The following is a 24020-nucleotide window of genomic DNA, read 5'->3' on the forward strand; positions in this document are numbered from 1 at the left end:
GATCCAGCCTTGTGAGAAGGGCCGAAGCTCAGTCCTTCTTGACTTCCTTGACTTCGGCGTCGACCACGTTGTCATCGGCCGGGCCGCTCGCGGCCTGCGCGCCGTCGGGGGCACCGGTGGCACCGGCAGCGGCCTGGGCGTCGGCGTACATCTTCTCGCCGAGCTTCTGGCTCGCGGTCATGAGCGTGTTGGTCTTTTCCTCGATCGCTGCCTTGTCCTCGCCCTTGAGGGCTTCTTCCAGGTCCTTGATCGCGGCTTCGATCTTTTCCTTCTCGCCGGCGTCGAGGCTCTCGCCATGTTCGCCGAGCGACTTCTTCACGCTGTGCACCATGGCCTCGCCCTGGTTGCGCGCCTGCACGATCTCGAGCTTCTTCTTGTCGTCGGCCGCGTTGAGCTCGGCATCCTTCACCATCTTCTGGATTTCGTCTTCCGAGAGGCCCGAGTTCGCCTTGATGGTGATCTTGTTTTCCTTGCCGGTGCCCTTGTCCTTGGCGCCGACGTGCAGGATGCCGTTGGCGTCGATGTCGAAGCTCACCTCAATCTGCGGGGTGCCGCGCGATGCCGGCGGAATGCCTTCGAGGTTGAACTCGCCGAGCAGCTTGTTGCCCGAAGCGATCTCGCGCTCGCCCTGGAACACCTTGATCGTCACGGCCGGCTGGTTGTCCTCGGCGGTCGAGAAGGTCTGCGCGAACTTCGTCGGAATCGTGGTGTTCTTCGTGATCATCTTGGTCATCACGCCGCCCATGGTCTCGATGCCGAGCGACAGGGGGGTCACGTCGAGCAGCAGCACGTCCTTGCGGTCGCCCGAGAGCACCTGGCCCTGGATGGCGGCGCCGACGGCCACCGCCTCGTCGGGGTTCACGTCCTTGCGCGGCTCCTTGCCGAAGAAGGCCTTCACCTTTTCCTGCACCTTGGGCATGCGGGTCATGCCGCCGACCAGGATCACGTCGTTGATGTCGCTCACGCTGATGCCGGCGTCCTTGATGGCCACGCGGCAGGGCGCGATGGTGCGCTCGATCAGCTCGTCGACCAGGCTCTCGAGCTTGGCGCGGGTGAGCTTGATGTTCAGGTGCTTCGGACCCGAGGCATCGGCCGTGATGTACGGCAGGTTGATGTCGGTCTGCGCGCTGTTCGACAGCTCGATCTTGGCCTTCTCGGCCGCTTCCTTCAGGCGCTGCAGCGCGAGCACGTCCTTGCTCAGGTCGACGCCTTGCTCCTTCTTGAACTCCCCGATGATGTAGTCGATGATGCGCTGGTCGAAATCCTCGCCGCCGAGGAAGGTGTCGCCGTTGGTCGACAGCACTTCGAACTGCTTCTCGCCGTCGACGTCCGCGATCTCGATGATCGACACGTCGAAGGTGCCGCCGCCGAGGTCATAGACGGCGATCTTGCGGTCGCCCTTGTCCTGCTTGTCGAGGCCGAAGGCCAGCGCAGCCGCCGTGGGCTCGTTGATGATGCGCTTGACGTCGAGGCCGGCGATGCGGCCGGCGTCCTTGGTGGCCTGGCGCTGAGCGTCGTTGAAGTAGGCCGGCACCGTGATCACGGCTTCGGTCACGGGCTCGCCGAGGTAGTCTTCGGCGGTCTTCTTCATCTTGCGCAGGATGTCGGCACTGACCTGCTGGGGCGCCATCTTCTTGCCGCGCACCTCGACCCATGCATCGCCGTTGTCGGCCTTCGAGATGGTGTAGGGCATCAGGTCGATGTCCTTCTGGACTTCCTTTTCCTCGAACTTGCGGCCGATCAGGCGCTTGATCGCGTACAGCGTGTTCTTCGGGTTCGTGACCGCCTGGCGCTTGGCCGAGGCGCCGACCAGCACTTCGCCGTCTTCCTGGTAGGCCACGATCGACGGGGTGGTGCGCGCACCTTCCGAGTTCTCGATCACACGCGTGGTGTTGCCTTCCATGATCGACACGCACGAGTTGGTGGTGCCGAGGTCGATGCCGATGATCTTTGCCATGTTCTTACTCCTGAAAGCCTAAAAATATGTTGTTATGAACGTGTGGATAACCCGGTGCGATTCAAGGGGATGAAGCGGGGATTTCCTGTGGGAATCTTGTGGGCCGAGGCGCCGTTTACTTCGGTGCGCTGACCGTGACCAGGGCCGGGCGCAGCACGCGCTCGTTGATGGTGTAGCCCTTCTGGAGCACGGTCACCACGGTGTTCGGTTCCTGGTCGGCAGCAGGCACCACGGAGATGGCCTGGTGCTGGTGCGGATCGAACTTGGCGCCCGGTTCGGGGGCCACTTCGAGCACCTTGTTGCGCTCGAGCGCGCTCTTGAGCTGGCGCAGCGTGGCTTCGGCGCCTTCGCGCATCTGCTCGGGGGTGGCGTCCTTCACGGCCAGGCCGGCTTCGAGGCTGTCGGTCACCGGCAGCAGGCTTTCGGCAAAGGCCTCGACCGCGAACTTGCGGGCCTTGCTGATCTCGTCGTCGGCGCGGCGGCGCGCGTTCTGCACGTCGGCCTGCGCACGCAGGTACTGGTCGGCCAGTTCGGCGTTCTTCGCCTGCAGCGCGGCCAGTTCCGACTGGGCGGCAGCCAAGGCGTTCTGCGCGTCGTTCTCGTTGGCTGCCTGCGCGGCCTCCAGTTCTTCGGGGCTCGGCTCGCCTTGCAGCATTTGGGAATTCTGTTCGGGTTGTTGCGGATCGGACATTTTTCAAAGAACCAGCTCGAGGCCGGGAAACAAGCGATAGCCAGCCACTTGGGGCTGGCTTCTGGCATTTCAAGCAAAAAAATGCGGCCCCGGCGGGGCCGCTGCGAGCGCGGTGGTCGCCCCCTTGAGGGGCGAGCAATGGTCAGTGGGCGTCGAGCAGTTCGACGTCGAACTTGAGGGTGGCGTTCGGCGGGATCACGCCGCCGGCGCCGCGCGCGCCATAGCCGAGCGATGCGGGAATGATCAGCGTGCGCTTGCCGCCGATCTTCATGCCGGCGACGCCTTCGTCCCAGCCCTTGATGACCTGGCCGGCGCCCAGCGAGAACGCGAACGGGTCGTTGCGGTCGCGGCTCGAGTCGAACTTGGCGCCCTGCACGCCGTCGTTGTAGAGCCAGCCGGTGTAGTGCACGTGCACGTGCTGGCCGGCCTTGGCTTCGGCGCCGTCGCCCACGGTGGTGTCTTCGTATTGCAGGCCGGAGGGAGTGGTAGGCATGTCGAACGCTCCTTGCGTCAAGTGAGTGGAATGATGGATAAGCAGAGACCGAGGCGGGGAGTTTACCGACGCCTCCGGAGGCCACTGCGCGAGCGCTCAATCCTCCACGTCGGCGGGCGGGGCAGGCGTGTCGGGGGAAGCGGTGGGAGCGGCAGGGGGCGCGGAAGGTGGGGAAGACTCGGGCACAGCGGCCGCCGCCTCCGAAGCCGCCGGCGCCGGTGCAGCCTGCTTCTTGACCTGTCCGAGCTGCCACTTGCCTGCAAAGGCCTGCAGGTCCGACAGCCGCTTGAGCAGGTCCTGCCCGCTCAGCGTAAGGCTGTAGCCGTCGCCGCCATGGCTCACGAGGCCGGCTTCGCGCAGTTCCTTGATGCGGGTGTTGAGCGTGTTCGGCGTGATGCCGCCGACGCTGTCCTGCAGCAGCCGGAAGGTCTGGGCATGGCCGTCGCGCAGCGCCCAGAGCACACGCATTGCATACCGCGCCTCGAGCAGTGCGAGCAGCTGGTTGACGGCTGCGTTTTCCTTGTTACTCATCGTCATCATCTCCTCGGGGCTGGACGGGCCATCGGCCCGCGCGACTATAGCGCAAGGATCACGATGCTACTAGTTTTATAGCTGCGGCTGCATGCTGGACGCGGGTCCAGAGACAAGGCTTCACATATTCGCGAAGTTGGCCATGGCCTCACCGAGGCGCACCGCGCGCGTCGGTGCCCAGTCGGGGCTGAAGGCCAGCGGCGGCGCGGGAAACAGCATCACGACGGTCGAGCCGAGCAGGAAGCGCCCCATCTCTTCGCCCTTGTGCAGCACGATCTGCTGGTCGGCGTAGTGCCACTCGCGCAGTTCGCCGCCGCGCGGCGGGTTGACCACCCCATGCCACACGGTCGCCATGCTGCCCACGATGGTCGCGCCCACGAGCACCAGCACGAACGGGCCGTGCGCCGACTCGAAGACGCAGACCACGCGCTCGTTGCGTGCGAACAAGCCTGGCACGCCGCGCGCCGTGACCGGGTTGACCGAGAACAGGTCGCCGGGCACGTGGATCATGCGCAGCAGCCGCCCATCGCAGGGCATGTGGATGCGGTGGTAGTCGCGCGGGCTCAGGTAGACCGTGGCGAAGCTGCCGTGCGCAAAGCGTGCCGCGAGCGCCGCATCGCCGCCGACCAGGGCGGTCGTGGTGTAGTTGTGGCCCTTGGCCTGGAAGATCTGGTCGCCCTCGATGGCGCCGAACTGGCTGATCGCCCCGTCCACCGGGCAGACCAGGTCGGCCTCTGCGAGCGGCCGCACGCCGGGCTTGAGCGCGCGCGTGAAGAACTGGTTGAAGCTCTTGTAGTGGGTGATGTCCGATTCGAGCGCTTCGTCCATGTTCACGCCGTACTTGGCCACGAAGCGCCGGATGATCCAGGTGGTGACGGCGCCGCGCTCCTTGCCCGCGACCCAGCCGGCGAAGTTGGTCAGGGCCTGCTTGGGGAACAGGTATTGCGGAAGGACGGCGGAGCGGTCTGACACGTGTGGGAAGCCTGGAATTCGGATCGGACCGGCATTCTATAAAGCAGGCCGCGGCCCCCGCGTAGGCGCTTCCCCTGCCTCGCGGGCCGCGCCGACGCGATCAGTCCGCCTTGATACCCGCCGCCTTGATCACTTGCGCCCACTTTTCGACCTCGGCCTTCTGGAACGCCGCGATCTTGGCCGTGCTCAGGTCGGCGGGCTGCATGCCGAAGCCCTTGAGCTTGTCCTGCATCTCGGCGGTGGCGAGGATCTTGCGGATCTCTTCGTGCAGCCGGTCGATCACGGGCGCCGGCGTGCCGGCGGGCACGAAGATCGCCTGCCACGACAGCACCTCGAAGTCCTGCAGGCCCGCAATGCCCGATTCGGCCACAGTCGGCACGTCGGGCATCGAGGGCAGCCGCTTGGCCGAACTCACGGCGATGGCGCGCAGCTTGCCGCTCTGGATGTGCGGGCCGGCCACCACGGTGGTGTCGAACATCATGTCGACCTGGCCGCCGATCACGTCCTGGATCGCGGGGCCGCTGCCCTTGTACGGAATGTGCGTGAACTTCACGCCCGACTTGAAGGCCAGCAGTTCCAGCGCGAGGTGCTGCGAGGTGCCCGTGCCGGCCGACGCCGACGACAGGCCGCCTGCCTTGGCCTTGCTGGCTTCGAGCACGTCCTTGAGGGTCTTGTAGGGGCTCGCCTGGTTCACCACCAGCACCACCGGGTTGGTGCCGATCAGCGTGACCGGCGCGAACGATTTCTGCGGGTCGTAGCCGAGCTTGGGATAGAGGCTCACGTTGATCGCATGCGAGCTGATCGTGCCGCCCACCACGGTGAAGCCGTCGGGTGCTGCGCGCGCGCCGATCTCCGAGCCCACGCTGCCGCCGGCACCGCCCTTGTTGTCGATGATCACGTTGGCGCCGAGCGCGGGGCCGAGCTTCTGCGCGATCAGGCGCGCCAGCACGTCGGTCGTGCCGCCCGCGGGAAAGGGCACGAGGTAGGTGATGGCCTTGGCCGTGGGCCAGTTGCCGCTCCCCTGCGCGAAGGCGGGCAATCCCGCGGCGGCGAGCGAAGAGGCGAGGGCGGTGCGGATCAGTGTGCGGCGTTGCATGGCTATCTCCTTTTGGTATGTGATGGGTGGCGGACCGGCGTCACGGCATGTCGACGATTTCGATCCAGTTCGGGTTCTTGCCGACGGCCGTGCGCGCAGGCTGGCCCAGCGCGCCGGTGGCGGGATCGATGGCGTACAGCGCCACCGCGTGCGACTCCTGCCCGGCCACGATCAGCCAGCGCCCGCTCGCATCTATCGCGAAGCTGCGCGGCTGTTTCTCGGTGGCCGTGTGGCCGATCAGCGCGAGCTGCCCCGTGGCAGGGTCGACCCTGAATGCCGCGAGCGTGCTCGAGGTGCGCTCGGAGGCGTAGAGAAAGCGCCCGTCGGGCGTCAGATGCAGGTCGGCCGCCCAGGGCTTGCCCGCGAAACCGGGCGGCAGTGCGCTGGTGCTCTGCTTCGGCGAGAGCGTGCCGCGTGCGGCGTCCCATGCATACACGTGCAGCGCGGCGTCGAGCTCGCCCAGCAGGTAGACATGGCGCTGCGGCGTGTCCCACACGAAGTGGCGCGGCCCCGATTTCGCCGGCGCCTGGGTGAGCGGCGGATCGTTCGGCGACAGCAGGCCCCGCTCGGCATCGAAGCGCCAGCTCGAGAGGTTGTCGCCGCCGAGGCTGGTCGCGAGCACGAAGCGGTTGCCGGCATCGGCGTGAATCGCATGCGCGTTCGGCCCGGTCTGCACCAGCTGCTGCACCGCACCCGCGGCGCCGTCCTTGCCGATCGCATTGACCGAGACCTTGCCGCCCTGGTAGGAGGCCGCGAAGAGCCACTTGCCGCTCGCATCGAGGTCGATGTTGGCCATGCTGTCTGCCAGCGGCGCCTCGCCGAGCTTGGCAAGCCTGCCGCTGGCCGCATCGATCGAGAGCGAGACCACGCGAAACGGCTGCGAGCGCAGCGCGGCATGGAGCACGCGCTTGTCGCGGCTCACCGCCATCGGCATCACCATGCCGCCGACGTTGAGCGTCTGCACGGGCTTGAGCAGCCCCTGGCCGCGGTCGAGTTCGAGCACCGAGATCTCCTGGCTGTCGGCGTTCGACACGTAGACCCAGGTGGCCGCACCCGCATGGCCGGCCGCCAGCGCCAGCAGCAGGGTGCCGAGGAGTCTGCTTGTCTTCATGGTGAGGTTCACAGCGTCTCAGGGCATGTACTGGCCGCCGTTCACCTCGATCACCTGCCCGGTCACGTAGCCCGAGAGCTGTTCCGAAGCGAGAAAGAGGAAGGCGCCCACGCATTCGTCGGGCGCACCGATGCGGCCCATCGGGATGCTTGCGCGGAACGACTCGAGCATGGCGGGCGTCGAGAAGCGGTCCTGGAATGGCGTCTGGATCACGCCGGGCGCCACCGCGTTGACGCGGATCCTGTCGCCCACGAGTTCCCTGGCCAGGCCGTGCGTGGCAGTGCTCACGAAGCCTTTGGCGCCCGCATACAGGTAGGCGCCGGGGCCGCCGCCGGTCCGCGCCGCGACCGAGGTCACGTTGATGATGTTGCCGCCGCCATGCGTGCGCATCATCGGCACCACCTCGCGCGAGAACGCGAGCACCGAGCGCGCATTGATGTGCATCACCTCGTCGAACAGCGCATCGTCGAATTCGGCGATCGGCACGCGCTTGACCAGGCTGCCCGCGTTGTTCACCAGCACGTCGATGCGGCCCAGGCGATCCGCCGCCTGCTTCGCGCAGTCGCGAATCGCCGCTGTGTCGCGCACGTCGGCCTGGAGCGCGAACGCCTCGCCGCCGGCCTTCTGGATGGTGTCGACCACCTGGTTCGCGGCATCTGCCGAGCTGTTGTAGTGCACCGCCACGCGCATGCCGCGCGCGGCGAAGGCGATGGCCACTGCGGCACCGATGCCGGTGCTGGCGCCGGTCACGAGGCCGGTCTTGCCTTTGAGATCTTCCATGGATGTTCCTTTCGAGGTCGGGGGGAGTCAGGTCACCGGGGCGGGGTTGAAGAGGACGAGCGCGTTGTGCAGCTTCCACTGCTCGGCCCAGGTTTTCTTCCTGCCGCTGGCCACATCGAGCATCAGGCGGAACAGCTCCCAGCCGACGTCCTCGATCGAGGCCTCGCCGTCGGCGATGCGCCCGGCGTTCACGTCCATCAGGTCGTGCCAGCGGCGCGCCAGGTCGCTGCGCGTGGCGACCTTGATCACCGGCACCTCGGCCAGGCCATAGGGCGTGCCGCGGCCTGTGGTGAAGACGTGCAGGTTCATGCCTGCCGCGAGCTGCAGCGTGCCGCAGATGAAATCGCTCGCGGGCGTGGCGGCGTAGAGCAGGCCCTTCTGCCGTGCCTTCTCGCCCGGCGGCACCACGCCCGTGATGGCCGCGCTGCCGCTCTTGACGATCGAGCCCATGGCCTTCTCGACGATGTTCGAGAGCCCGCCCTTCTTGTTGCCCGGCGTGGTGTTGGCGCTGCGGTCGACGCGGCCCTTCTGCAGGTAGGCGTCGTACCAGGCCATCTCGCGCACCATGGCCTCGGCCACCTCGGGCGATGCCGCGCGCGCGGTGAGCTGGTCGATGCCGTCGCGCACCTCGGTCACTTCCGAGAACATCACGGTCGCGCCCGCGCGCACCAGCAGGTCGGTGCAGAAGCCCACGGCCGGGTTGGCCGTGACGCCCGAGAACGCGTCGCTGCCGCCGCACTGCACGCCGACGACGAGTTCGCTCGCGGGCACCGTTTCGCGGCGGCGCGCGTCGAGCCGAGCCAGGTGGACCTCGGCCTGCCGCATGACCGAATCGATCATCGACATGAAGCCGACGTGGCCCTCGTCCTGCAGGCACACCACGTCGAGCCCGGCCTCGGCGCCCGCTTCGGCTTCGCCGCGGCGGTCGGCGATCGGGATCGTGCCGGGCGGCAGCAGCCGCTCGGGCTGCAGCTTCTCGCAGCCCAGGCTCACCACCATCACCTCGCCGCCGAAGTTGGGATTCAGGCTGATGTTGCGCAGCGTGCGGATCGGGATGACCGCGTCGGGCGCGTCGATCGCCACGCCGCAGCCGTAGCCGTGCGCGAGCGCCACCACGTCGTCGACGTTCGGGTACTTCGGCAGCAGCTCGGCCTTGATGCGCTGCACCGCGAAGTCGGTCACGCCGGCCACGCATTGCACCGTCTGCGTGATGGCCAGGATGTTGCGCGTGCCGACCGAGCCGTCGGCGTTGCGGTAGCCCTCGAAGGTATGGCCCTCGAGCGGCGGCAGCGCGGGCGCCTGGACGGTGGCGATAGGCAGGCCGTCGAGCTCGGGCGCGGTGGGCATGGTCATCACGCGCTCGTGCACCCAACTGCCGCGCGGCAGCGCCTTCGAGGCATGACCGATCACCACGTTGTAGCGCACGATCGCGTCGCCTTCGGCCAGGTCGACCAGCGCCACCTTGTGGCCCTGCGGCACCTTGTCGACGAGCTTGAGCCCGTCGTCGAAGGCCGTGCCCGCGGGCAGGCCGCCGTCGTTGGCGACGATCGCCACGTTGTCGGCCGGATGAATCTGGATGCGGTGCGGCGCGCGGGGGGAGGGCGCTGGGTCTGTCATGGCAGGGTCTGCGGCAAGGTGATGATCTCGACCCAGTTCGGGTCGCGGCCGACGTCCAGCGTGCTGCAGCGGCGCAGCGCACCGGTGTCGGGGTCGATGGCGTCCACGGCAAGCCGGTGCGACTGCTGGCCCGCGGTGACCACGAAGCGGCCGCCCGGATCGATCGCGAATCCGCGCGGCTGGGTCTCGGTGGGCGTGTGGCCGATGAGGCTCAGTGCGCCGCTGGCCGCGTCGACGCGGAACGCCGCGAGCGTGCTCGAGCGGCGCTCGCTGGTGTAGAGAAAGCGTTCGTCGGGGCTCAGGTGCAGGTCGGCCGCCCAGGGCTCGCCGGTGAAGCCCGGCGGCAGGGTGCTGACCGTCTGAACCGCCGTGGGGGTGCCGTTCTCCGCCAAGTGCAGCAGCGTCACCGAGCCGTCGAGTTCGCCCAGCAGCCAAGCGCGGCGGCCCGCGCGGTCGAACACGAAATGCCGCGGGCCCGATCCCGCGTGCAGCTTCAGCGCGGGCGGATCGGCCGCGGCGAGCCGGCCGGTTGCGGGATCGAAATGCCAGTGCAGCAATTCGCCGCCGCCGAGGCTCGTGGCGTAGACGTGGCGATTGCGCCGGTCGGCCTGGATGCAGTGCGCATTGGGCCCGGTCTGCACCACTTGCTGCGCGGCCTGCGGTACGCCGTCGCCGCCGATCGGGTTCACGGCCACCAGCGCGCCACCGTAGGAGGCGCTGAACAGCCAGCGCCCCGTGCGGTCGGTGCCGATCGCCGCCATGCTGTGCGGCAGCAGCGCTTCGCCCAGGCGGGTCAGCAGGCCGGTGTTCGCGTCGATGGCCAGGGCCACCGCCGCCAGCGGCGCCGAGCGCCGCGCCACATAGAGAAAGCGCTGGTCGGGGCTAAGGGCCAGCGGCATCAGCATGCCGCCGAGCTCGACGCGCTGCAGCGGCGTCAACACGCCTTCGCGCGTGTCGAGGCCCAGCACATGGATGTCGCCGCTCTCGGCGTGGGAAACATAGACGAGGGCTTGGGTCATGGCGCGGTCCCCGCGGCAATGGGGCCGAAGCCGTAGAGCGCGGCCGGGTTGTCGACCAGGATGCGTTGGCGCGTGGCCGGGTCCTCGGCCCAGGCGAGCAGCAGGTCGAGCATCGCGGCGTCGTCGGGCCGCGGCTCGCGCGCCGGATGCGGCCAGTTGCTGGCCCAGAGGCAGCGCGCCGGATGCCGCCGCACGAGTTCGCGCGCGAGCGCCGCCACGTCGTCGTAGCGCGGCCCGCCGGTCTGCGACGATTCGTAGGGCGCCGACAGCTTGACCCAGCAGCGCCCGGCATCGAGCAGCCGCAGCAGGCTCTGGAAGGCTTCGCTTTGCGGGCCGGGCGGGGGCAGGAACTTGCCGACGTGGTCGATCACCAGCGGCACGGGCAGCGCGAGCAGTTCGGCCTCGTGCTGCGGCAGCTGGTTGCCGTCGAGCTGCAGCTGCACGTGCCAGCCGAGCGGCCGGATCCGCTGCGCCAGCGCGCCGAGGTCAGGCCATTGCAGGAAGCCGCCGGGCAGCATGTGGAAGCGCGCACCGCGCACGCCCGCATCGTGCAGCGCCTGCAGTGCGGCCTCGTCGATGTCGGTGGCCACGGTCGCAACGCCGCGCGCGGCATCGCCGAAGAAGCGCAGCGCTTCGAGCATGCCGCGGTTGTCGTCGCCGTAGCCGTTGGCCTGCACCACGACCACGCGCGACAGCCCCGTGGCACGCTGCATCGCGGCATAGTCCGATGCCGGCGCATGCGGCGGCACGAAGGCCGCGCCGGGCCGCAGGCCGAAGCGCGCCTCGTACACATGCATGTGCGTGTCGCAGGCGCCCGGCGGGGCGATGAGGCGGGGAGAGGACGTCATCGAGAACTGCGGATCCAGGTCAGCGCAGCGCGGCGAGCCGGCGTGCGTGTTCGGGGTTGAGTGCGCCGGCCGGCATGTCGCCGCGCAGCAGCGCCGCAAGCTGCTCCACGGTCTCGTTGGCCTGGTGGTCGACGGCGGCGGGCGTGAGGCCGCCCGTGTGCGGCGTGGCGAGCACGCGCGGATGCGCAGCCAGTGCGGGCGAGGGCATTTGGTCGGGTGCGCGTCCCACGTCGAGCGCGCAGCCTGCGAGGCGGCCGCTGTCGAGGGCCCGCAGTAGCGCGCCTTCGTCGACCAGTTCGCCGCGCGCGGCATTGATGAAGAAGGCGCCCGGCTTCATGCGCGCGAAGCGTTCGTCGTTCATGAGATTGGCTGTGGCTGGTGTCGCGGGCACCAGGCAGACCAGGTGATCTGCAAGCGCCAGCACCTCGTCTAGCGTGCGGTGCTCGATGGCCGGCTCGGCCACCGCCGCGAGCGGATCGGCGACCACCACGCGCATGCCCAGCGCCAGGCCCAGCACGGCGAGCCGCTGCCCGATCTGCCCGAAGCCGAGGATGCCGAGCACCGCGCCGCGAAGTTCGCGCCCCATGCGCGGGGCGGGCAGCTGCCCCGCGCGGAAGCCGGCCACGCTCTCGCTGAGATGCCGGCTCAGGTCGAGCATCATGCCCAGCACCCACTCGGCCACCGCGTTGCCGAAGCCCGCGCTTGCGTGCGTGACGAGCACGCCGTTCGCGCTGGCCGCGCCGATGTCGATGTTGCGCACGTCGACCGCGCAGCGCATGAAGACGGCCAGCGACGGGCTCTGGACGAACACCGCCGCATCGCCGGGCGTCGCCCGGTCGCTCACGATCACCTGGCAGCCTTGCGCAGCCTGGGCGAGCGCGGGTGCGTCCAGGGGCACGCCCGTTTCGTTCAGCCGCACCGTGCCGAGTGCCCGCAGCGCTGCGAGCGGCCCGTCGCGGTAGTAGTTGGCGCGCGCGGCCGCCGGGTAGGCGAGGAAGATCGTCGGCGGGGCCATCGGATCGGGCGGCCTCAGAGGCCGAGGGCGCGCGGCAGCCAGAGCGACAGCCACGGCATGAAGGTCACCATCATGAGCACGACCAGAAGCGCCAGGAAGAACGGCGCCATGGCGCGCGTGACCACCCCGATGGGCAGCTTGGCCACCGCGCTTCCGACGAAGAGCACGGTGCCCACCGGCGGCGTGATCAGGCCGAGGCCGAGGTTGATGATCATGATCATGCCGAAGTGCACCGGGTCGACGCCCAGGCTCGTGACCACGGGCAGCAGGATCGGCGTGCAGATCAGGATCAGCGGCGCCATGTCCATCAGCGTTCCGAGCAGCAGCAGCATGACGTTGACCAGCAGCAGGATCACGTACTTGTCGGTCGACACGCTGGTGAAGAAGGTCGTCACCTGGGTCGGGATCTGCATCAACGTCATGATGTAGCCGAAGGCCGCTGCGAAGCCGATCAGGATCATCACGATGGTCACGGTCTTGACCGTGCGGTGGATCAGCTTGGGCAGCTCGTGCCACTTGTAGTCGCGGTAGATGAACATCGTCACGAAGAAGGCCCAGAGCACTGCGATCGAGGCCGACTCGTTGGCGGTGAACACGCCCGACAGGATGCCGCCGAGGATGATGACCATGGTCATCAGGCCCCAGAGCGCATCGACGCAAATGCGCAGCGCCTGGCGCATCGGAATGGCTTCTCCCTTGGGGAAATTGCGCTTGCGCGCCGTGTACAGGCACAGCGCCGCGATCGTCAGGCCCAGCAGCAGCCCGGGCAGCACGCCCGCCATGAACAGCGCGCCGACCGACACGGTGCCGCCTGCGGCCAGCGAATAGATCACCGCGTTGTGGCTCGGCGGAATCAGCGTGGCCTGGATCGAGCCGCTCACTGTGACGGCGGTGGAGAAGTCGCGTGGGTAGCCCTTCTTCTCCATCTCGGGAATCAGCACCGAGCCGATCGAGGCCGTGTCGGCCACCGAGGAACCCGAGATCGCGCCGAAGAAGGTCGACGCCAGGATGTTGACCAGCGACAGCCCGCCGCGCAAGAAGCCCACGAGCACGCTGGCAAAGGCGACCAGCCGCCGGGCCATGCCGCCCTCGGCCATGATCGCGCCGGCCAACACAAAGAAGGGAATCGCGAGCAGCGAGAACTTGTTGACGCCCGAGGCGATCTGGATCATCACCGCGTCGACGGGCAATTCGATCCACAGCGCACCAACCAGCGCGGCCATGCCGAGCGCGTAGGCGATCGGCACGCCTACCAGCATCAGGAGAAAGAAGCTGCCGAGCAGAACCAGCGCGTCCATCAGCGCACCTCCGTTTCGAAGTCGGCCGCCGCGTCGCCGAAGCTGACGATCGGACGGTGCCACTGCGGGCCGATGAAGATGCGTTCGAGCACGAACAGCAGCGTGATGAAGCTGCCGATCGGCAGCGGCGCGTAGGTCACGCCCACCGGCATCCAGGGCAGCGAGTCCAGCGACTGGCCCCAGGTGCCCATCGCCAGCTTGGTGCCCCACACCACGACGAACAGGCAGACCGCGGCCATGATGAGGTTCGCCAGCAGGTCCGCACCCTTGCGCATTGCGGGTGGCAGCCGGTCGGTCAGCATGGCGACTGCAATATGGGCGCCGGCGCGGTACGACGCCGCCGTGCCCAGGAAAGTGAAGATCACCATCAGCAAGATGGCGATCGGTTCCGGCCAGTTGGAGCCGGTGCCCAGCACGTAGCGCGTGAAGACGCCCCACGGCACGATCAGCGACATGACGACGATGGCCGCGCCAGCGCCCCAGATGCAGAAACGATAGACGGCGTCGAGCAGACGCGGGACGGTTTGAGTCATGAGGTGCAGGGGCGTGGGTCGGTCGATGTCACGGATAGGGCTTACTTGACGGCGTCGATGCGCTTGATCAGGTCGGCGAACGGCGCGCCGTACTTGGCGCGCACCGGCGCGGTGGCGTCGTAGAACGGCTTGTTGTCGATGTTGATGAACTCCACGCCGCCAGCCTTGAGCTTGGCGGTGTATTCGGCCACGCTCTTGTCCCACAGCGCACGTTGCTCCATTTGCGCCTCACGCGAGAACTTCTTCACGAGCGCCTGGTCGGCCGGGGTCAGCTTGTCCCAGGTGATCTTGGACATCACGAAGATCTCGGGAATGATCAGGTGGTTGGTCTGGGTGTAGTACTTGGCGCCGGTCGTGTACTGGTTGGTCGTGAAGTAGGTCGGCGGATTGTTCTCGGCGCCGTCGATCACGCCGGTCTGCAATGCGCTGAACACCTCGGTGTGGCCCATCGAGATGCCGTTGCCGCCCATGGCGTTCATGGTGTCCACGAACAGCGGGTTGCCCATCATGCGGATCTTCTGGCCCTTGAGGTCGTCGGGAGTGCGCACCGGCTTCTTGGTGTAGAGGCTGCGCGAGCCGCTGTCCATCCAGCCGAGCGCCACCAGCCTGGCCGGGCTTGCGGTGATGCGCGCGAGAATCTCGGCACCGATCTCGCCGTCGATCACCTTGCGCATGTGCGCTTCGTCGCGGAACACGAACGGCATGTTGAACACGTTCACGTCAGGCACCACCGGGCCGAGCACGCCCAGCGAGATGCGCGCGATCTGGATCGCACCCACTTGCGTTTGCTCGACGACTTCCTTCTCCGAGCCGAGCACGCCGCCCGGGAACATCTGGATCTTGATGCGGCCGTTGGTCGCGGCCTCGAGTTTCTTGCCCATCGATTCGATGGCCACCACATTGGGGTAGCCTGCGGGATGGACGTCGGACGCCTTGAGCGTCATCTTCTGCGCCGCGGCAAGGCTGGGGGCGCCGAGGCAGGCAAGGGCGGTGGCGGCAACGCAGGCGGCCATCAGGGTTCGGCGAAAGGTCATGGAAAGTCTCCTTGGTTGAAAGAGGGCGTCAGCTGGCGAAAGTGCGGCCCGGAAGGCGCGCGGCTGCTGCTTCTTGTCGGTTATTCATTCATTCGAACGGGCCCTGCGCCGTGAAGGCGCCGCCCTGGTAGATCGCATTGGGATCGGTGGGCGCCACCGGCGGCTGCGACTCGACCTTGTCGCGGAACACCTCGGAGCTGTCCTGCGGCACGAAGCCCAGGTGCGCTGCGGCGCTGTTGTCCCACCAGACGTCGCGGTTGGCCGACATGCCGTAGACCACCGTGTGCTTCACATCGGGCGTGAAGAGCGATTTCTCCATCAGCGTGGTCAGGTCGCGGTAGCTGAGCCAGGTGCTCATCATCCGGCGATTGAGCGGCTCGGGGAACGACGAGCCGATGCGGATGCTGACCGTCTCGATGCCCCAGCGGTCGAAGTAGAACTGCGCCACGTCCTCGCCGAACGACTTCGAGAGGCCGTAGTAGCCGTCGGGCCGGCGGGCAGCGTGCGCATCGAGGTGCTCGGTCTGCTTGTAGAAGCCGATCACGTGGTTGGAGCTTGCGAACACCACGCGCTTCACGCCGTGGCGGCGTGCGGCCTCGTAGATGTGGAACACGCCCTTGATGTTGGCTTCGAGGATCTCCTCGAACGGGCGCTCGACCGAAACCCCGCCGAGGTGCACGATCGCATCGCAGCCCTCGACCAGCGCATGCACCGCAGCCTTGTCCGACAGGTCGCAGGGCACGACCTCCTCGTGCGCGCCTTCGGCCGCCGAGAGCGCCGCGATGTCCGACAGGCGCAGGATGTCGGCATAGGGTCGCAGGCGCTCGCGCAGCACCTTGCCGAGGCCGCCGGCTGCGCCGGTCAACAGCAGCCGATGGAGTGAGGGAGGAGAGGCTTGTTCGGATGTCGACATGTCTTGGGAGCGTGGGGACCGCCTCGAACGGCAAGAAGTGTTGAGTTATCTGTTGTCGTACAACTAAGACCGGATTATTATCGTGACCATGGCCCAGACGACTGCGGGTAATCCCTCAAATCGAGAAACGGCGGCGGAAGCCGCTGCGAGCGGGCCCTTCATGGGCCGGCCGAGGCCGCGCGCGCGGGGCCTTGCGCACGGGCTGGTCGAAGATCTGGGCGAGAAGATTCGCAGCCAGCAGTTGCGTCCCGGCGACAAGCTGCCGACCGAGTCGGCCATCATGCAGTCGTTCGGCGTGAGCCGCACCGTGGTGCGCGAGGCGCTCTCGAAGCTGCAGGCCGCGGGCCTGGTCGAAACCCATCACGGCGTCGGCACCTTCGTGCTGCAGCCGCGCGCGGCGGGCATGTTCCGGCTCGACTCCGCCGACATCGCGACCTCGGTCGACGTGCTCGCCGTGCTCGAGCTGCGCATCAGCCTCGAGACAGAGTCCGCGGGCCTGGCGGCCACGCGGCGCACCGAGGAGCACCTGCTTGCGATGCGCCAGGCGCTCGACGACTTCGAGCGCAACGTGTCGGCGGCAGGGGACACGGTGGCGCCCGATTTCCGCTTCCACCTGCAGATCGCGCAGGCCACGGGCAATCCGTATTTCGCGGACATCATGAGCCACCTCGGCACCACGATCATCCCGCGCACGCGCATCACCGCGATCCGCAACTACGACCGGCGCGGCGAATACCTGAGCCGCGTGAACCGCGAACATGAAGAGATCTATGCCGCCATCGCGCGCCGCGATCCCGAGTCGGCGCGCGCTGCGATGCGCATCCACCTGACCAACAGCCGCGAGCGGCTGCGCCTGGCGCAGGAAGCCGCGCAGAAGGCTGCGGGCGAGGCGCCGGCCACGCCGGCCTGAGGAATTCGCGCGAAAGTCTGGACAACCGTTATCTACAGTTGTACGATGACTGACAACATAACCAGCAGGAGACCCTGAATGAGCTTGAAAAGACGTGACCTGATGCTCGGCGCGCTCGGCGCGCTCGGCGGCGGGATGCTCGCGGCCGGCGGCGTGCAAGCGGCCGATGCCTGGCCCTCCAAACCCATCCGCATCGTGGTGCCGTACCCGCCGGGCGGCTCCTCCGACATCATTGCGCGCTCGATCAGCCAACCGCTGTCGGAGGCGCTGGGCCAATCGGTGATCGTCGAGAACAAGCCGGGCGCCAATGGCAACCTCGGTGCCGACTACGTTGCCAAGTCGAGGCCCGATGGCTACACGCTGCTGCTGTGCGACGTCGGCGCACTCGCCATCAGCCCCTCGGTCTACACACGGCTTGCCTTCGATCCCTCGAAGGACCTGCGCGGCGTGACGATGCTGGCCTATTCGCCGCACCTGCTCGTGGTGCATCCATCGGTGCAGGCCAACAGCCTCAAGGAACTCGTGGCGCTGTCGAAGAAGTCGGACATCAACTTCGCCGTCACCGCCACCGGCAGCGCACCGCACCTCGCGGGCGTGGCGCTCGAGCGTGCAAGCGGCGCGCGCTGGCAGTACGTGCCCTACAAGGGCGGCGTGCAGGCGGTGCAGGACACCGTGGCAGGCCAGACCCAGGTGCTGATGAACGGCATGCTGGCCACGCTGCCGCATGTGCAGAGCGGCAAGCTCAAGGTGCTCGGCGTCTCCAAGTCGACGCGCATGCCGCTGATCGGCGACGTGCCGACCATCGCGGAGCAGGGCCTGCCCGGCTACGAGTCGGGCACCTGGCAAGGCGTGCGCGTGGCCAAGGGCACGCCCGACGCCATCGTGCAGCGCCTCAACACGGCACTGATCACCGTCATCCGTTCGGCCGAGATCCGCTCCCGCCTCGCGGGGCAGGGCGCCGAGGTCGTGACCATGGCGCCGTCCGAGGAAGAGCAGTTCTTCGCCAAGGAACGCGCGCGCTGGGCCAAGGTCGTGGCAGACGCCGGCATCAAGCTGGACTGACTGATTGGCTCTCCCCCAGTCTGCGCGCACTTCGTGTCGCTTCGCCAACCCCCTCACCGGGGGCACTACCAGCGGCCCGGCAAAGCCGGTTCCGCGGTAGTCCACGAAAAGAACAGATCCATTTTTTAACCTTCACATTGGTGTTTCGATGAACCCGCAAGAACTCAAGACCATCATGGGCTCCGGCCTGCTCTCGTTTCCGTTGACTGACTTTGACAGCAACGGCGACTTCAACAAGAAGGGCTACGAGCAGCGTCTCGAGTGGCTCGGGCCCTACGGCGCCAGCGCGCTGTTCGCGGCCGGCGGCACGGGTGAGTTCTTCTCGCTCACCGGCGACGAGTACCCCGGCATCATCAAGACCGCGGTCGACACCTGCCGCGGCGTGGTGCCGATCATCGCGGGCGCCGGTGGCCCGACGCGCTTCGCGATCCAATGCGCCCAGGCCGCCGAGAAGGCCGGCGCGCACGGCATCCTGCTGCTGCCGCACTACCTGACCGAAGCCGGCCAGGAAGGCCTGGCGGCGCACGTCGAGGCGGTGTGCAAGAGCGTGAAGTTCGGCGTGATCGTCTACAACCGCGCCTCGAGCCGCCTCAAGCCCGACACGTTGGCCGCGCTGGCCGAGCGCAACCCCAACCTCGTGGGCTTCAAGGACGGCGTGGGCGACATCGAGGCCATGGTCGCGATCTTCCAGAAGATGGGCGACCGCTTCGCCTACCTGGGCGGCCTGCCAACGGCCGAGGTCTATGCCGCAGCCTACAAGGCCATGGGCACGCCGGTGTATTCGTCGGCGGTGTTCAACTTCATTCCGAAAACCGCGATGGACTTCTATCACGCGGTCGCCAACGACGACATGGCCACGCAGCACCGCCTGCTGAAGAACTTCTTCATGCCCTACCTCGAGCTGCGCAACCGCGTGCCGGGTTATGCGGTCAGCATCGTCAAGGCCGGTGCCAAGATCGTCGGCCACGACGCGGGCCCGGTGCGCGCGCCGCTCACCGACCTGAAGCCCGACGAGATGGAACAGCTCAAGGCCCTGATCGACGCGCTCGGGCCGCAGTAAGCGCAAGCTTGGTCAACGCGCTGCCCGCAGCGGATGGACGCCACAAGATGAACCACACGCCAGAATCCCCCTCCCGCAGCACCGCGACGGGCACGCCCGTCGTCACCGCCATGCGTGTGGTGCCCGTCGCGGGCCACGACAGCATGCTCATGAACCTGAGCGGCGCCCATGGCCCGTTCTTCACGCGCAACCTGCTGATCCTGACCGACAGCGCGGGCCGCACCGGCGTGGGCGAAGTCCCCGGCGGCGAGAAGATCCGCCAGACGCTCGAGGACGCGCGCGCCCTCGTCGTCGGGCAGCCGATCGGCAACCACAACGCGGTGCTCAATGCGATGCGCCGCGAGTTCGCGGCCCGCGACAGCGGCGGGCGCGGACAGCAGACCTTCGACCTGCGCGTCACGATCCACGCGGTCACGGCCGTCGAGGCGGCGCTGCTCGACCTGCTGGGCCAGCACCTCGAAGTGCCCGTGGCCGCGCTGCTCGGCGAAGGTCAGCAGCGCGATGCGGTGCAGATGCTCGGCTACCTGTTCTACGTGGGCGACCGCAGCAAGACCGACCTGCCGTACCGCAGCGAACCGGACGCCGACAACGACTGGTTCCGGCTGCGCCACGAAGAGGCGATGACGCCCGAGGCCATCGTTCGGCTGGCCGAGGCCACGCATGCGCGCTACGGCTTCACCGACTTCAAGCTCAAGGGCGGTGTGCTGCGCGGCGAGGAAGAGGTCGAGGCCATCCGCGCGCTGCACGAGCGCTTTCCCGACGCGCGCGTCACGCTCGATCCGAACGGCGGCTGGCTGCTGGCCGACGCGGTGCGCCTGTGCCGCGACCTGCATGGCGTCATGGCGTATGCCGAAGACCCGTGCGGCGCCGAAGGCGTGTTCTCGGGCCGCGAGGTGATGGCCGAGTTCCGGCGCGCCACCGGCCTGCCGACGGCCACCAACATGGTTGCGACCGACTGGCGCGAGATGGTGCACAGCCTGTCGCTGCAGTCGGTGGACATCCCGTTGGCCGACCCGCACTTCTGGACGATGCAGGGCTCGGTGCGCGTGGCGCAGCTATGCCAGGCCTGGGGCCTGACATGGGGCTCGCATTCGAACAACCATTTCGACGTGTCGCTCGCGATGTTCACGCACGTGGCGGCCGCCGCGCCCGGCAAGGTCACGGCCATCGACACGCACTGGATCTGGCAGGACGGCCAGCGCCTCACGCGCGACCCGCTCAAGATCGAGGGTGGCCTGGTCAAGGTGCCGATGCGCGGCGGGCTGGGCATCGAGCTCGACATGGCCGAGGTCGAGAAGGCGCACCAGCTGTACCTGAAGCACGGCCTCGGTGCCCGCAACGACGCGCAGGCGATGCAATACCTGATCCCGGGATGGACTTTCGACAACAAGAATCCCTGCATGGTCAGGTGAAGGTTTAGCCTTCCATTTCTGTCTTTTCCCTCGACCAGCAAGGACCCCTCATGCAGAACCATGAAAACCTGATCGGCGGCGAATGGCGCGCCGGCACGAGCTACAGCCCCAACCTCAACCCGAGCAACCTGTCCGACGTGCTCGGGCACTACACGCAGGGCGACGCCACGCACGTCGAGGCGGCCGTGGCCGCCGCCACCGCCGCTTTCCCGGCCTGGGCCACAGGCGGCATCCAGGCGCGCTCCGACGCGCTCGACAAGATCGGCAACGAGATCCTTGCGCGCAAGGAAGAGCTCGGCGAGCTGCTCGCGCGCGAAGAGGGCAAGACGCGCGCCGAGGGCATCGGCGAAGCCGCGCGCGCGGGCTACATCTTCAAGTTCTTTGCCGGCGAGTGCCTGCGCCTCGCGGGCGAGCTCGTGCCCTCGGTGCGCCCGAACATCGGTGTCGAGATCACGCGCGAGCCGGTCGGCGTGATCGGCCTGATCACGCCTTGGAACTTTCCGATCGCCATTCCGGCCTGGAAGATCGCGCCTGCGCTCGCGTTCGGCAACTGCGTGGTCTTCAAGCCCGCCGACCTCGTGCCGGGCTGCGCCTGGGCGCTGGCCGAGATCATCAGCCGCTCGGGCATTCCCGCGGGCGTGTTCAATCTCGTCATGGGCCGCGGCAGCGTGATCGGCAATGCGCTCGTCGACCACCCCGGCGTGCATGCGATCAGCTTCACCGGCTCGGTCGGCGTGGGCCGCAACATCGCGGTGCAGTGCGCCACCAACGGCAAGAAGGTGCAGCTCGAGATGGGCGGCAAGAACCCGCAGGTGGTACTCGACGACGCCGACCTCGCGCAGGCCGTCGAGCTCAGCGTGCAGAGCGCCTTCTATTCCACCGGCCAGCGCTGCACCGCGTCGAGCCGACTGATCGTGACCGAAGGCATCTACCCCAAGTTCATCGAGGCGATGAAGGCGCGCATGGCGAAGATCAAGGTCGGCGATGCGCTCGCGCAAGGCACCGACGTCGGTCCGGTGTCGTCGAAGTCGCAGCTCGACCAGGACATGGAATACATCGCCATCGGCAAGGGCGAGGGCGCCACGCTCGCGGCCGGAGGCGAGCTGCTGAAGCTCGAGACCGACGGCTACTACATGTCGCCGGCGCTGTTCAGCGAGTCGGCCGCGGCCATGCGCATCAACAAGGAAGAGATCTTCGGCCCGGTCGCGAGCGTGATCCGCGTGAAGAACTACGACGAGGCGCTGGCCACGGCCAACGACACCGAGTTCGGTCTCTCGGCCGGCATCGCGACCACCTCGCTGAAGTACGCCACGCACTTCAAGCGCCACAGCCAGGCCGGCATGGTGATGGTGAACCTGCCGACCGCGGGCGTGGACTACCACGTGCCGTTCGGCGGCCGCAAGGGCTCGAGCTATGGTCCGCGCGAGCAGGGCCGCTATGCGCAGGAGTTCTTCACCACCGTGAAGACGGCCTACACGCTCGCCTGAGGCTGCCGGCCCGGGCTGCCGCCGGTGCGCCCCATCGCGCGCCGCAGCCCGAGCGCCAGCAGCACGCCGGCCACGCCCGCCACGGCCACGATGGCCGCCGCCGCGGGCCAGCCGCGCGCATCGACCGCGCCGCCGACCACCACCGGGCCGATCATCTGGCCCAGGTTGCTGCCGAGCATCAGCAGGCCCATTGCCATCGGCGCCAGGCGCAGGCTCGGCGCCACCAGCGGCGAGGTGCCGATCAGCGTGGCGGGCAGCAGCCCGCCCGCGCCAGAGAACACCAGGCACAGCGCAAACGCTGGCAGCGCATCGAGCAGCGGCAGGAAGATGCCGATGGCCGCGAGCCCCATCACCGCGCTGGCCGAGGCCGCCAGCAGCCAGCGCGGCGCGCCACGCTTCAGCAGCATGCCGGCCGCGAGATTGCCTGCCACGTTGGCGCAGCAGGCCACCGCGCTCAGCGCGCCGGCCGCGGCCGTGTCCACGCCCATGCGCTCGATCAGCAGCACCGGCAGGAAGCTGAAGAGCGCGAAGAACTGCAGGCTGTAGACCACGAACGCGGCGGCGATCAATGCCGGCGCACCGGCGCGCAGCGTCGCGGCCGCATCGCGGCCCATGCTGCGCCATGACACCGGCGCAGCCCCGCTGCGGGCGCCGCGCGGAATGGCGGACACAACGAGCAGCGCGACCACGGCCGCGAGCGCGGCATTGCCGAGCCAGAAGCCGCGCCACCCGTCGAGCAGCGCCCCGCTGCAGAGCGCGAGCGCGATCCCGGCCGGCATGAAGCAGCTCCAGATCGCGAAGGCCAGGTCCTGGCCGCTGGGCGCGACCATGCGCTGCAGCACCGAAGGACCGGCGATGGTGATCAGCACGAAGCCCAGCCCCTCGACCACGCGCCCCGCGAGCAGCATTGCCACGCTGTGCGACAGCGCCCCCGCCGTGCTGCCCGCGGTGATCGCGAGCAGGCCCGCGAGCACCAGGCGCCGGTCGCCGGCGCGCTCGACCCACGCGCCCACCGGCACCGCACCGAGCACGCCCAGCAGCGAGAACATCGCCATGAGCCAGCCGACCATCGTCAGGTCGAGGCCGAAGTCGGTGCGCAACTGCGGCACCGCGATGGCGACCTTGCCGACCTGGAGCGATGCGACCACGCCGGCGGCGACGACCAGCGCGACACCGGGCCAGTGCGTCATCGCGTGCGTGGGGGAGGGTGCGAGCGGGTTGTGCATGCCGCCACTTTGGGCCGAACGGCGCATGAATGAAAGCGAATAATATCGGCCAACTCGATCGACTGGAGAGATCATGCTGGACGCCCTCACATTGAGCCAGATGCAGATGTTCGCGGCGGTGGCCGACACCGGAAGCTTTCGCGCGGGCGCGGCCCGGCTGCACCGTGTGCAGTCGGCCGTGAGTCATGCGATCGCCAGCCTCGAGGCGCAACTGCAGGTGCGGCTGTTCGACCGCTCAGGGCACAAGCCGGTGCTCACGCCCACGGGCACAGCGCTGCTCGGCGACGTGCGGGTGATCCTGTCGAAGGTCGAGGCCTTGCATACGCGGGCGCAGGGCGTCGCGCAAGGCATCGAGCTCGGCCTTTCGCTGGCGGTGGACACGCTGTTTCCGCCAGCGCTCGTGGCGAGCGCCATCCGCGGCATGCATGCGCGCTATCCGGGCATTGCAGTGCGCGTGGCCTACAGCTCGGTGGGCGGCACCATCGATGCGTTGAACACCGGCCGCTGCGATCTCGCGATCGCGGCCTTCGGCCATGCCGACGCGAAGATCGACCGCGAATTCCTGATGCAGCTCCACACCGTCGCCGTGGCTGCGCCTTCGCATGCGCTCGCGGTCCGTGCCGCCGAGCGCGGCGCCGCGGGCCTGGACGCTGCGGCGGCGGAGCATGTACAGATCGTGGTCGAAGACCCGAGCACGCTGAGCGAGGGCTATGACATCGACGTGCTCTCGCCCGCGACCTGGCGCGTGAGCGACATGAACATCAAGCTCGCGCTGCTGCGCGAGGGCCTGGGCTGGGGGAAGATGCCGTCATGGATGGTGGCCGGCGACCTTGCGGCGGGCACGCTCGAGCAGCTGCCGATGCGCCGCATCGGCCCGGCCGGCAGGGCGCAGCAGCCGTGCTACTTCTGCCACCGCGCCGACAAGCCACTCGGCGCGGGTGCCGCGCTGCTGCGC

General features: G+C 68.2%; 22 protein-coding genes and 1 pseudogene. 6 read left to right on the top strand and 17 right to left on the bottom strand.

Annotated elements, in window-relative coordinates; translation table 11 throughout:
* Positions 1-28: 28 nt before the first annotated feature.
* The 16 genes from dnaK to AC3A6R_RS01190 form a co-directional block, all read right to left on the bottom strand.
* Positions 29-1957: a molecular chaperone DnaK gene (gene dnaK, locus AC3A6R_RS01115; protein ID WP_487863517.1), complete on the bottom strand. Its 1929-nt coding sequence runs from the start codon at positions 1955-1957 to the stop codon at positions 29-31.
* A gap of 115 nt (positions 1958-2072) precedes the next feature.
* Positions 2073-2648, bottom strand: coding sequence for a nucleotide exchange factor GrpE (gene grpE, locus AC3A6R_RS01120; RefSeq protein WP_487859886.1), 576 nt, complete (start codon positions 2646-2648; stop codon positions 2073-2075).
* 142 nt (positions 2649-2790) lie between these two features.
* A complete protein-coding gene (locus AC3A6R_RS01125) occupies positions 2791-3141 on the bottom strand; it encodes an FKBP-type peptidyl-prolyl cis-trans isomerase (RefSeq protein WP_012746856.1) in 351 nt (116 codons plus the stop codon).
* 96 nt (positions 3142-3237) lie between these two features.
* The gene (locus AC3A6R_RS01130) at positions 3238-3672 is read right to left on the bottom strand and encodes a winged helix-turn-helix transcriptional regulator (protein ID WP_487859887.1); all 435 of its coding nucleotides are present in this window, start codon (positions 3670-3672) and stop codon (positions 3238-3240) included.
* A gap of 120 nt (positions 3673-3792) precedes the next feature.
* Entirely contained in the window at positions 3793-4644 is an 852-nt protein-coding gene (gene asd, locus AC3A6R_RS01135; protein WP_487863518.1) for an archaetidylserine decarboxylase, read from the bottom strand.
* 100 nt (positions 4645-4744) lie between these two features.
* A complete protein-coding gene (locus tag AC3A6R_RS01140; RefSeq protein WP_487859889.1) occupies positions 4745-5740 on the bottom strand; it encodes a Bug family tripartite tricarboxylate transporter substrate binding protein in 996 nt (331 codons plus the stop codon).
* A gap of 40 nt (positions 5741-5780) precedes the next feature.
* On the bottom strand, positions 5781-6851 hold the full coding sequence (locus AC3A6R_RS01145) for a lactonase family protein (protein ID WP_487863519.1): 1071 nt from the start codon (positions 6849-6851) through the stop codon (positions 5781-5783).
* An 18-nt stretch (positions 6852-6869) separates the two neighbouring features.
* Positions 6870-7631: an SDR family NAD(P)-dependent oxidoreductase gene (locus AC3A6R_RS01150; RefSeq protein WP_487863520.1), complete on the bottom strand. Its 762-nt coding sequence runs from the start codon at positions 7629-7631 to the stop codon at positions 6870-6872.
* A gap of 27 nt (positions 7632-7658) precedes the next feature.
* Positions 7659-9248: a galactarate dehydratase gene (gene garD, locus AC3A6R_RS01155; RefSeq protein WP_487863521.1), complete on the bottom strand. Its 1590-nt coding sequence runs from the start codon at positions 9246-9248 to the stop codon at positions 7659-7661.
* Complete coding sequence (locus AC3A6R_RS01160) at positions 9245-10267, bottom strand: lactonase family protein (RefSeq protein ID WP_487863522.1); 1023 nt, start codon at positions 10265-10267, stop codon at positions 9245-9247. Before AC3A6R_RS01160 ends, garD begins: the two co-directional genes overlap by 4 nt.
* Positions 10264-11115, bottom strand: coding sequence for an amidohydrolase family protein (locus tag AC3A6R_RS01165; protein ID WP_487863523.1), 852 nt, complete (start codon positions 11113-11115; stop codon positions 10264-10266). The genes AC3A6R_RS01160 and AC3A6R_RS01165 overlap by 4 nt, the downstream gene beginning before the upstream one ends.
* Positions 11116-11134: 19 nt before the next feature.
* Complete coding sequence (locus AC3A6R_RS01170; RefSeq protein ID WP_487863524.1) at positions 11135-12130, bottom strand: NAD(P)-dependent oxidoreductase; 996 nt, start codon at positions 12128-12130, stop codon at positions 11135-11137.
* A gap of 14 nt (positions 12131-12144) precedes the next feature.
* On the bottom strand, positions 12145-13428 hold the full coding sequence (locus tag AC3A6R_RS01175; RefSeq protein ID WP_487863525.1) for a TRAP transporter large permease: 1284 nt from the start codon (positions 13426-13428) through the stop codon (positions 12145-12147).
* Positions 13428-13961: a TRAP transporter small permease gene (locus tag AC3A6R_RS01180; protein ID WP_487863526.1), complete on the bottom strand. Its 534-nt coding sequence runs from the start codon at positions 13959-13961 to the stop codon at positions 13428-13430. Before AC3A6R_RS01180 ends, AC3A6R_RS01175 begins: the two co-directional genes overlap by 1 nt.
* Positions 13962-14002: 41 nt before the next feature.
* A complete protein-coding gene (locus tag AC3A6R_RS01185) occupies positions 14003-14995 on the bottom strand; it encodes a TRAP transporter substrate-binding protein (protein WP_487863527.1) in 993 nt (330 codons plus the stop codon).
* An 88-nt stretch (positions 14996-15083) separates the two neighbouring features.
* On the bottom strand, positions 15084-15908 hold the full coding sequence (locus tag AC3A6R_RS01190) for an NAD-dependent epimerase/dehydratase family protein (protein ID WP_487859899.1): 825 nt from the start codon (positions 15906-15908) through the stop codon (positions 15084-15086).
* Between the two features lie 88 nt (positions 15909-15996).
* Here AC3A6R_RS01190 and AC3A6R_RS01195 point away from each other — a divergent pair, with 88 nt between their 5' ends.
* From AC3A6R_RS01195 to AC3A6R_RS01215, 5 genes are all read left to right on the top strand, one after another.
* Complete coding sequence (locus tag AC3A6R_RS01195; protein WP_487859900.1) at positions 15997-16818, top strand: FadR/GntR family transcriptional regulator; 822 nt, start codon at positions 15997-15999, stop codon at positions 16816-16818.
* A 78-nt stretch (positions 16819-16896) separates the two neighbouring features.
* On the top strand, positions 16897-17880 hold the full coding sequence (locus AC3A6R_RS01200) for a Bug family tripartite tricarboxylate transporter substrate binding protein (RefSeq protein ID WP_487863528.1): 984 nt from the start codon (positions 16897-16899) through the stop codon (positions 17878-17880).
* Between the two features lie 148 nt (positions 17881-18028).
* Positions 18029-18940 (top strand): 5-dehydro-4-deoxyglucarate dehydratase, encoded by a 912-nt coding sequence (gene kdgD, locus AC3A6R_RS01205; RefSeq protein ID WP_487863529.1) that lies wholly within the window; start codon positions 18029-18031, stop codon positions 18938-18940.
* Positions 18941-18987: 47 nt separating this feature from the next.
* Positions 18988-20352, top strand: coding sequence for a glucarate dehydratase (gudD, locus tag AC3A6R_RS01210; RefSeq protein WP_487863530.1), 1365 nt, complete (start codon positions 18988-18990; stop codon positions 20350-20352).
* 50 nt (positions 20353-20402) lie between these two features.
* The gene (locus AC3A6R_RS01215) at positions 20403-21839 is read left to right on the top strand and encodes an aldehyde dehydrogenase family protein (protein WP_487863531.1); all 1437 of its coding nucleotides are present in this window, start codon (positions 20403-20405) and stop codon (positions 21837-21839) included.
* Here AC3A6R_RS01215 and AC3A6R_RS01220 read toward each other — a convergent pair.
* Positions 21824-23065, bottom strand: a complete 1242-nt coding sequence (locus AC3A6R_RS01220) for an MFS transporter (RefSeq protein ID WP_487863532.1) — start codon at positions 23063-23065, stop codon at positions 21824-21826. The genes AC3A6R_RS01215 and AC3A6R_RS01220 overlap by 16 nt on opposite strands.
* Before the next feature lie 106 nt (positions 23066-23171).
* Here AC3A6R_RS01220 and AC3A6R_RS01225 point away from each other — a divergent pair.
* Positions 23172-23978 (top strand): annotated as a pseudogene (locus tag AC3A6R_RS01225) (LysR family transcriptional regulator); the annotation flags it as partial.
* Positions 23979-24020: the final 42 nt, after the last annotated feature.

It is taken from the genome of Variovorax sp. Soil_C_19, assembly GCF_057657255.1.

What these genes read in the sequence shown, in the direction of transcription:
- dnaK (WP_487863517.1), bottom strand. Translation starts at nt 1,957, where the DNA reads ATGGCAAAGATCATCGGCATCGACCTCGGCACCACCAACTCGTGCGTG.
- grpE (WP_487859886.1), bottom strand. Translation starts at nt 2,648, where the DNA reads ATGTCCGATCCGCAACAACCCGAACAGAATTCCCAAATGCTGCAAGGC.
- AC3A6R_RS01125 (WP_012746856.1), bottom strand. Translation starts at nt 3,141, where the DNA reads ATGCCTACCACTCCCTCCGGCCTGCAATACGAAGACACCACCGTGGGC.
- AC3A6R_RS01130 (WP_487859887.1), bottom strand. Translation starts at nt 3,672, where the DNA reads ATGAGTAACAAGGAAAACGCAGCCGTCAACCAGCTGCTCGCACTGCTC.
- AC3A6R_RS01140 (WP_487859889.1), bottom strand. Translation starts at nt 5,740, where the DNA reads ATGCAACGCCGCACACTGATCCGCACCGCCCTCGCCTCTTCGCTCGCC.
- AC3A6R_RS01145 (WP_487863519.1), bottom strand. Translation starts at nt 6,851, where the DNA reads ATGAAGACAAGCAGACTCCTCGGCACCCTGCTGCTGGCGCTGGCGGCC.
- AC3A6R_RS01150 (WP_487863520.1), bottom strand. Translation starts at nt 7,631, where the DNA reads ATGGAAGATCTCAAAGGCAAGACCGGCCTCGTGACCGGCGCCAGCACC.
- garD (WP_487863521.1), bottom strand. Translation starts at nt 9,248, where the DNA reads ATGACAGACCCAGCGCCCTCCCCCCGCGCGCCGCACCGCATCCAGATT.
- AC3A6R_RS01160 (WP_487863522.1), bottom strand. Translation starts at nt 10,267, where the DNA reads ATGACCCAAGCCCTCGTCTATGTTTCCCACGCCGAGAGCGGCGACATC.
- AC3A6R_RS01165 (WP_487863523.1), bottom strand. Translation starts at nt 11,115, where the DNA reads ATGACGTCCTCTCCCCGCCTCATCGCCCCGCCGGGCGCCTGCGACACG.
- AC3A6R_RS01170 (WP_487863524.1), bottom strand. Translation starts at nt 12,130, where the DNA reads ATGGCCCCGCCGACGATCTTCCTCGCCTACCCGGCGGCCGCGCGCGCC.
- AC3A6R_RS01175 (WP_487863525.1), bottom strand. Translation starts at nt 13,428, where the DNA reads ATGGACGCGCTGGTTCTGCTCGGCAGCTTCTTTCTCCTGATGCTGGTA.
- AC3A6R_RS01180 (WP_487863526.1), bottom strand. Translation starts at nt 13,961, where the DNA reads ATGACTCAAACCGTCCCGCGTCTGCTCGACGCCGTCTATCGTTTCTGC.
- AC3A6R_RS01185 (WP_487863527.1), bottom strand. Translation starts at nt 14,995, where the DNA reads ATGACCTTTCGCCGAACCCTGATGGCCGCCTGCGTTGCCGCCACCGCC.
- AC3A6R_RS01190 (WP_487859899.1), bottom strand. Translation starts at nt 15,908, where the DNA reads ATGTCGACATCCGAACAAGCCTCTCCTCCCTCACTCCATCGGCTGCTG.
- AC3A6R_RS01195 (WP_487859900.1), top strand. Translation starts at nt 15,997, where the DNA reads ATGGCCCAGACGACTGCGGGTAATCCCTCAAATCGAGAAACGGCGGCG.
- AC3A6R_RS01200 (WP_487863528.1), top strand. Translation starts at nt 16,897, where the DNA reads ATGAGCTTGAAAAGACGTGACCTGATGCTCGGCGCGCTCGGCGCGCTC.
- kdgD (WP_487863529.1), top strand. Translation starts at nt 18,029, where the DNA reads ATGAACCCGCAAGAACTCAAGACCATCATGGGCTCCGGCCTGCTCTCG.
- gudD (WP_487863530.1), top strand. Translation starts at nt 18,988, where the DNA reads ATGAACCACACGCCAGAATCCCCCTCCCGCAGCACCGCGACGGGCACG.
- AC3A6R_RS01215 (WP_487863531.1), top strand. Translation starts at nt 20,403, where the DNA reads ATGCAGAACCATGAAAACCTGATCGGCGGCGAATGGCGCGCCGGCACG.
- AC3A6R_RS01220 (WP_487863532.1), bottom strand. Translation starts at nt 23,065, where the DNA reads ATGCACAACCCGCTCGCACCCTCCCCCACGCACGCGATGACGCACTGG.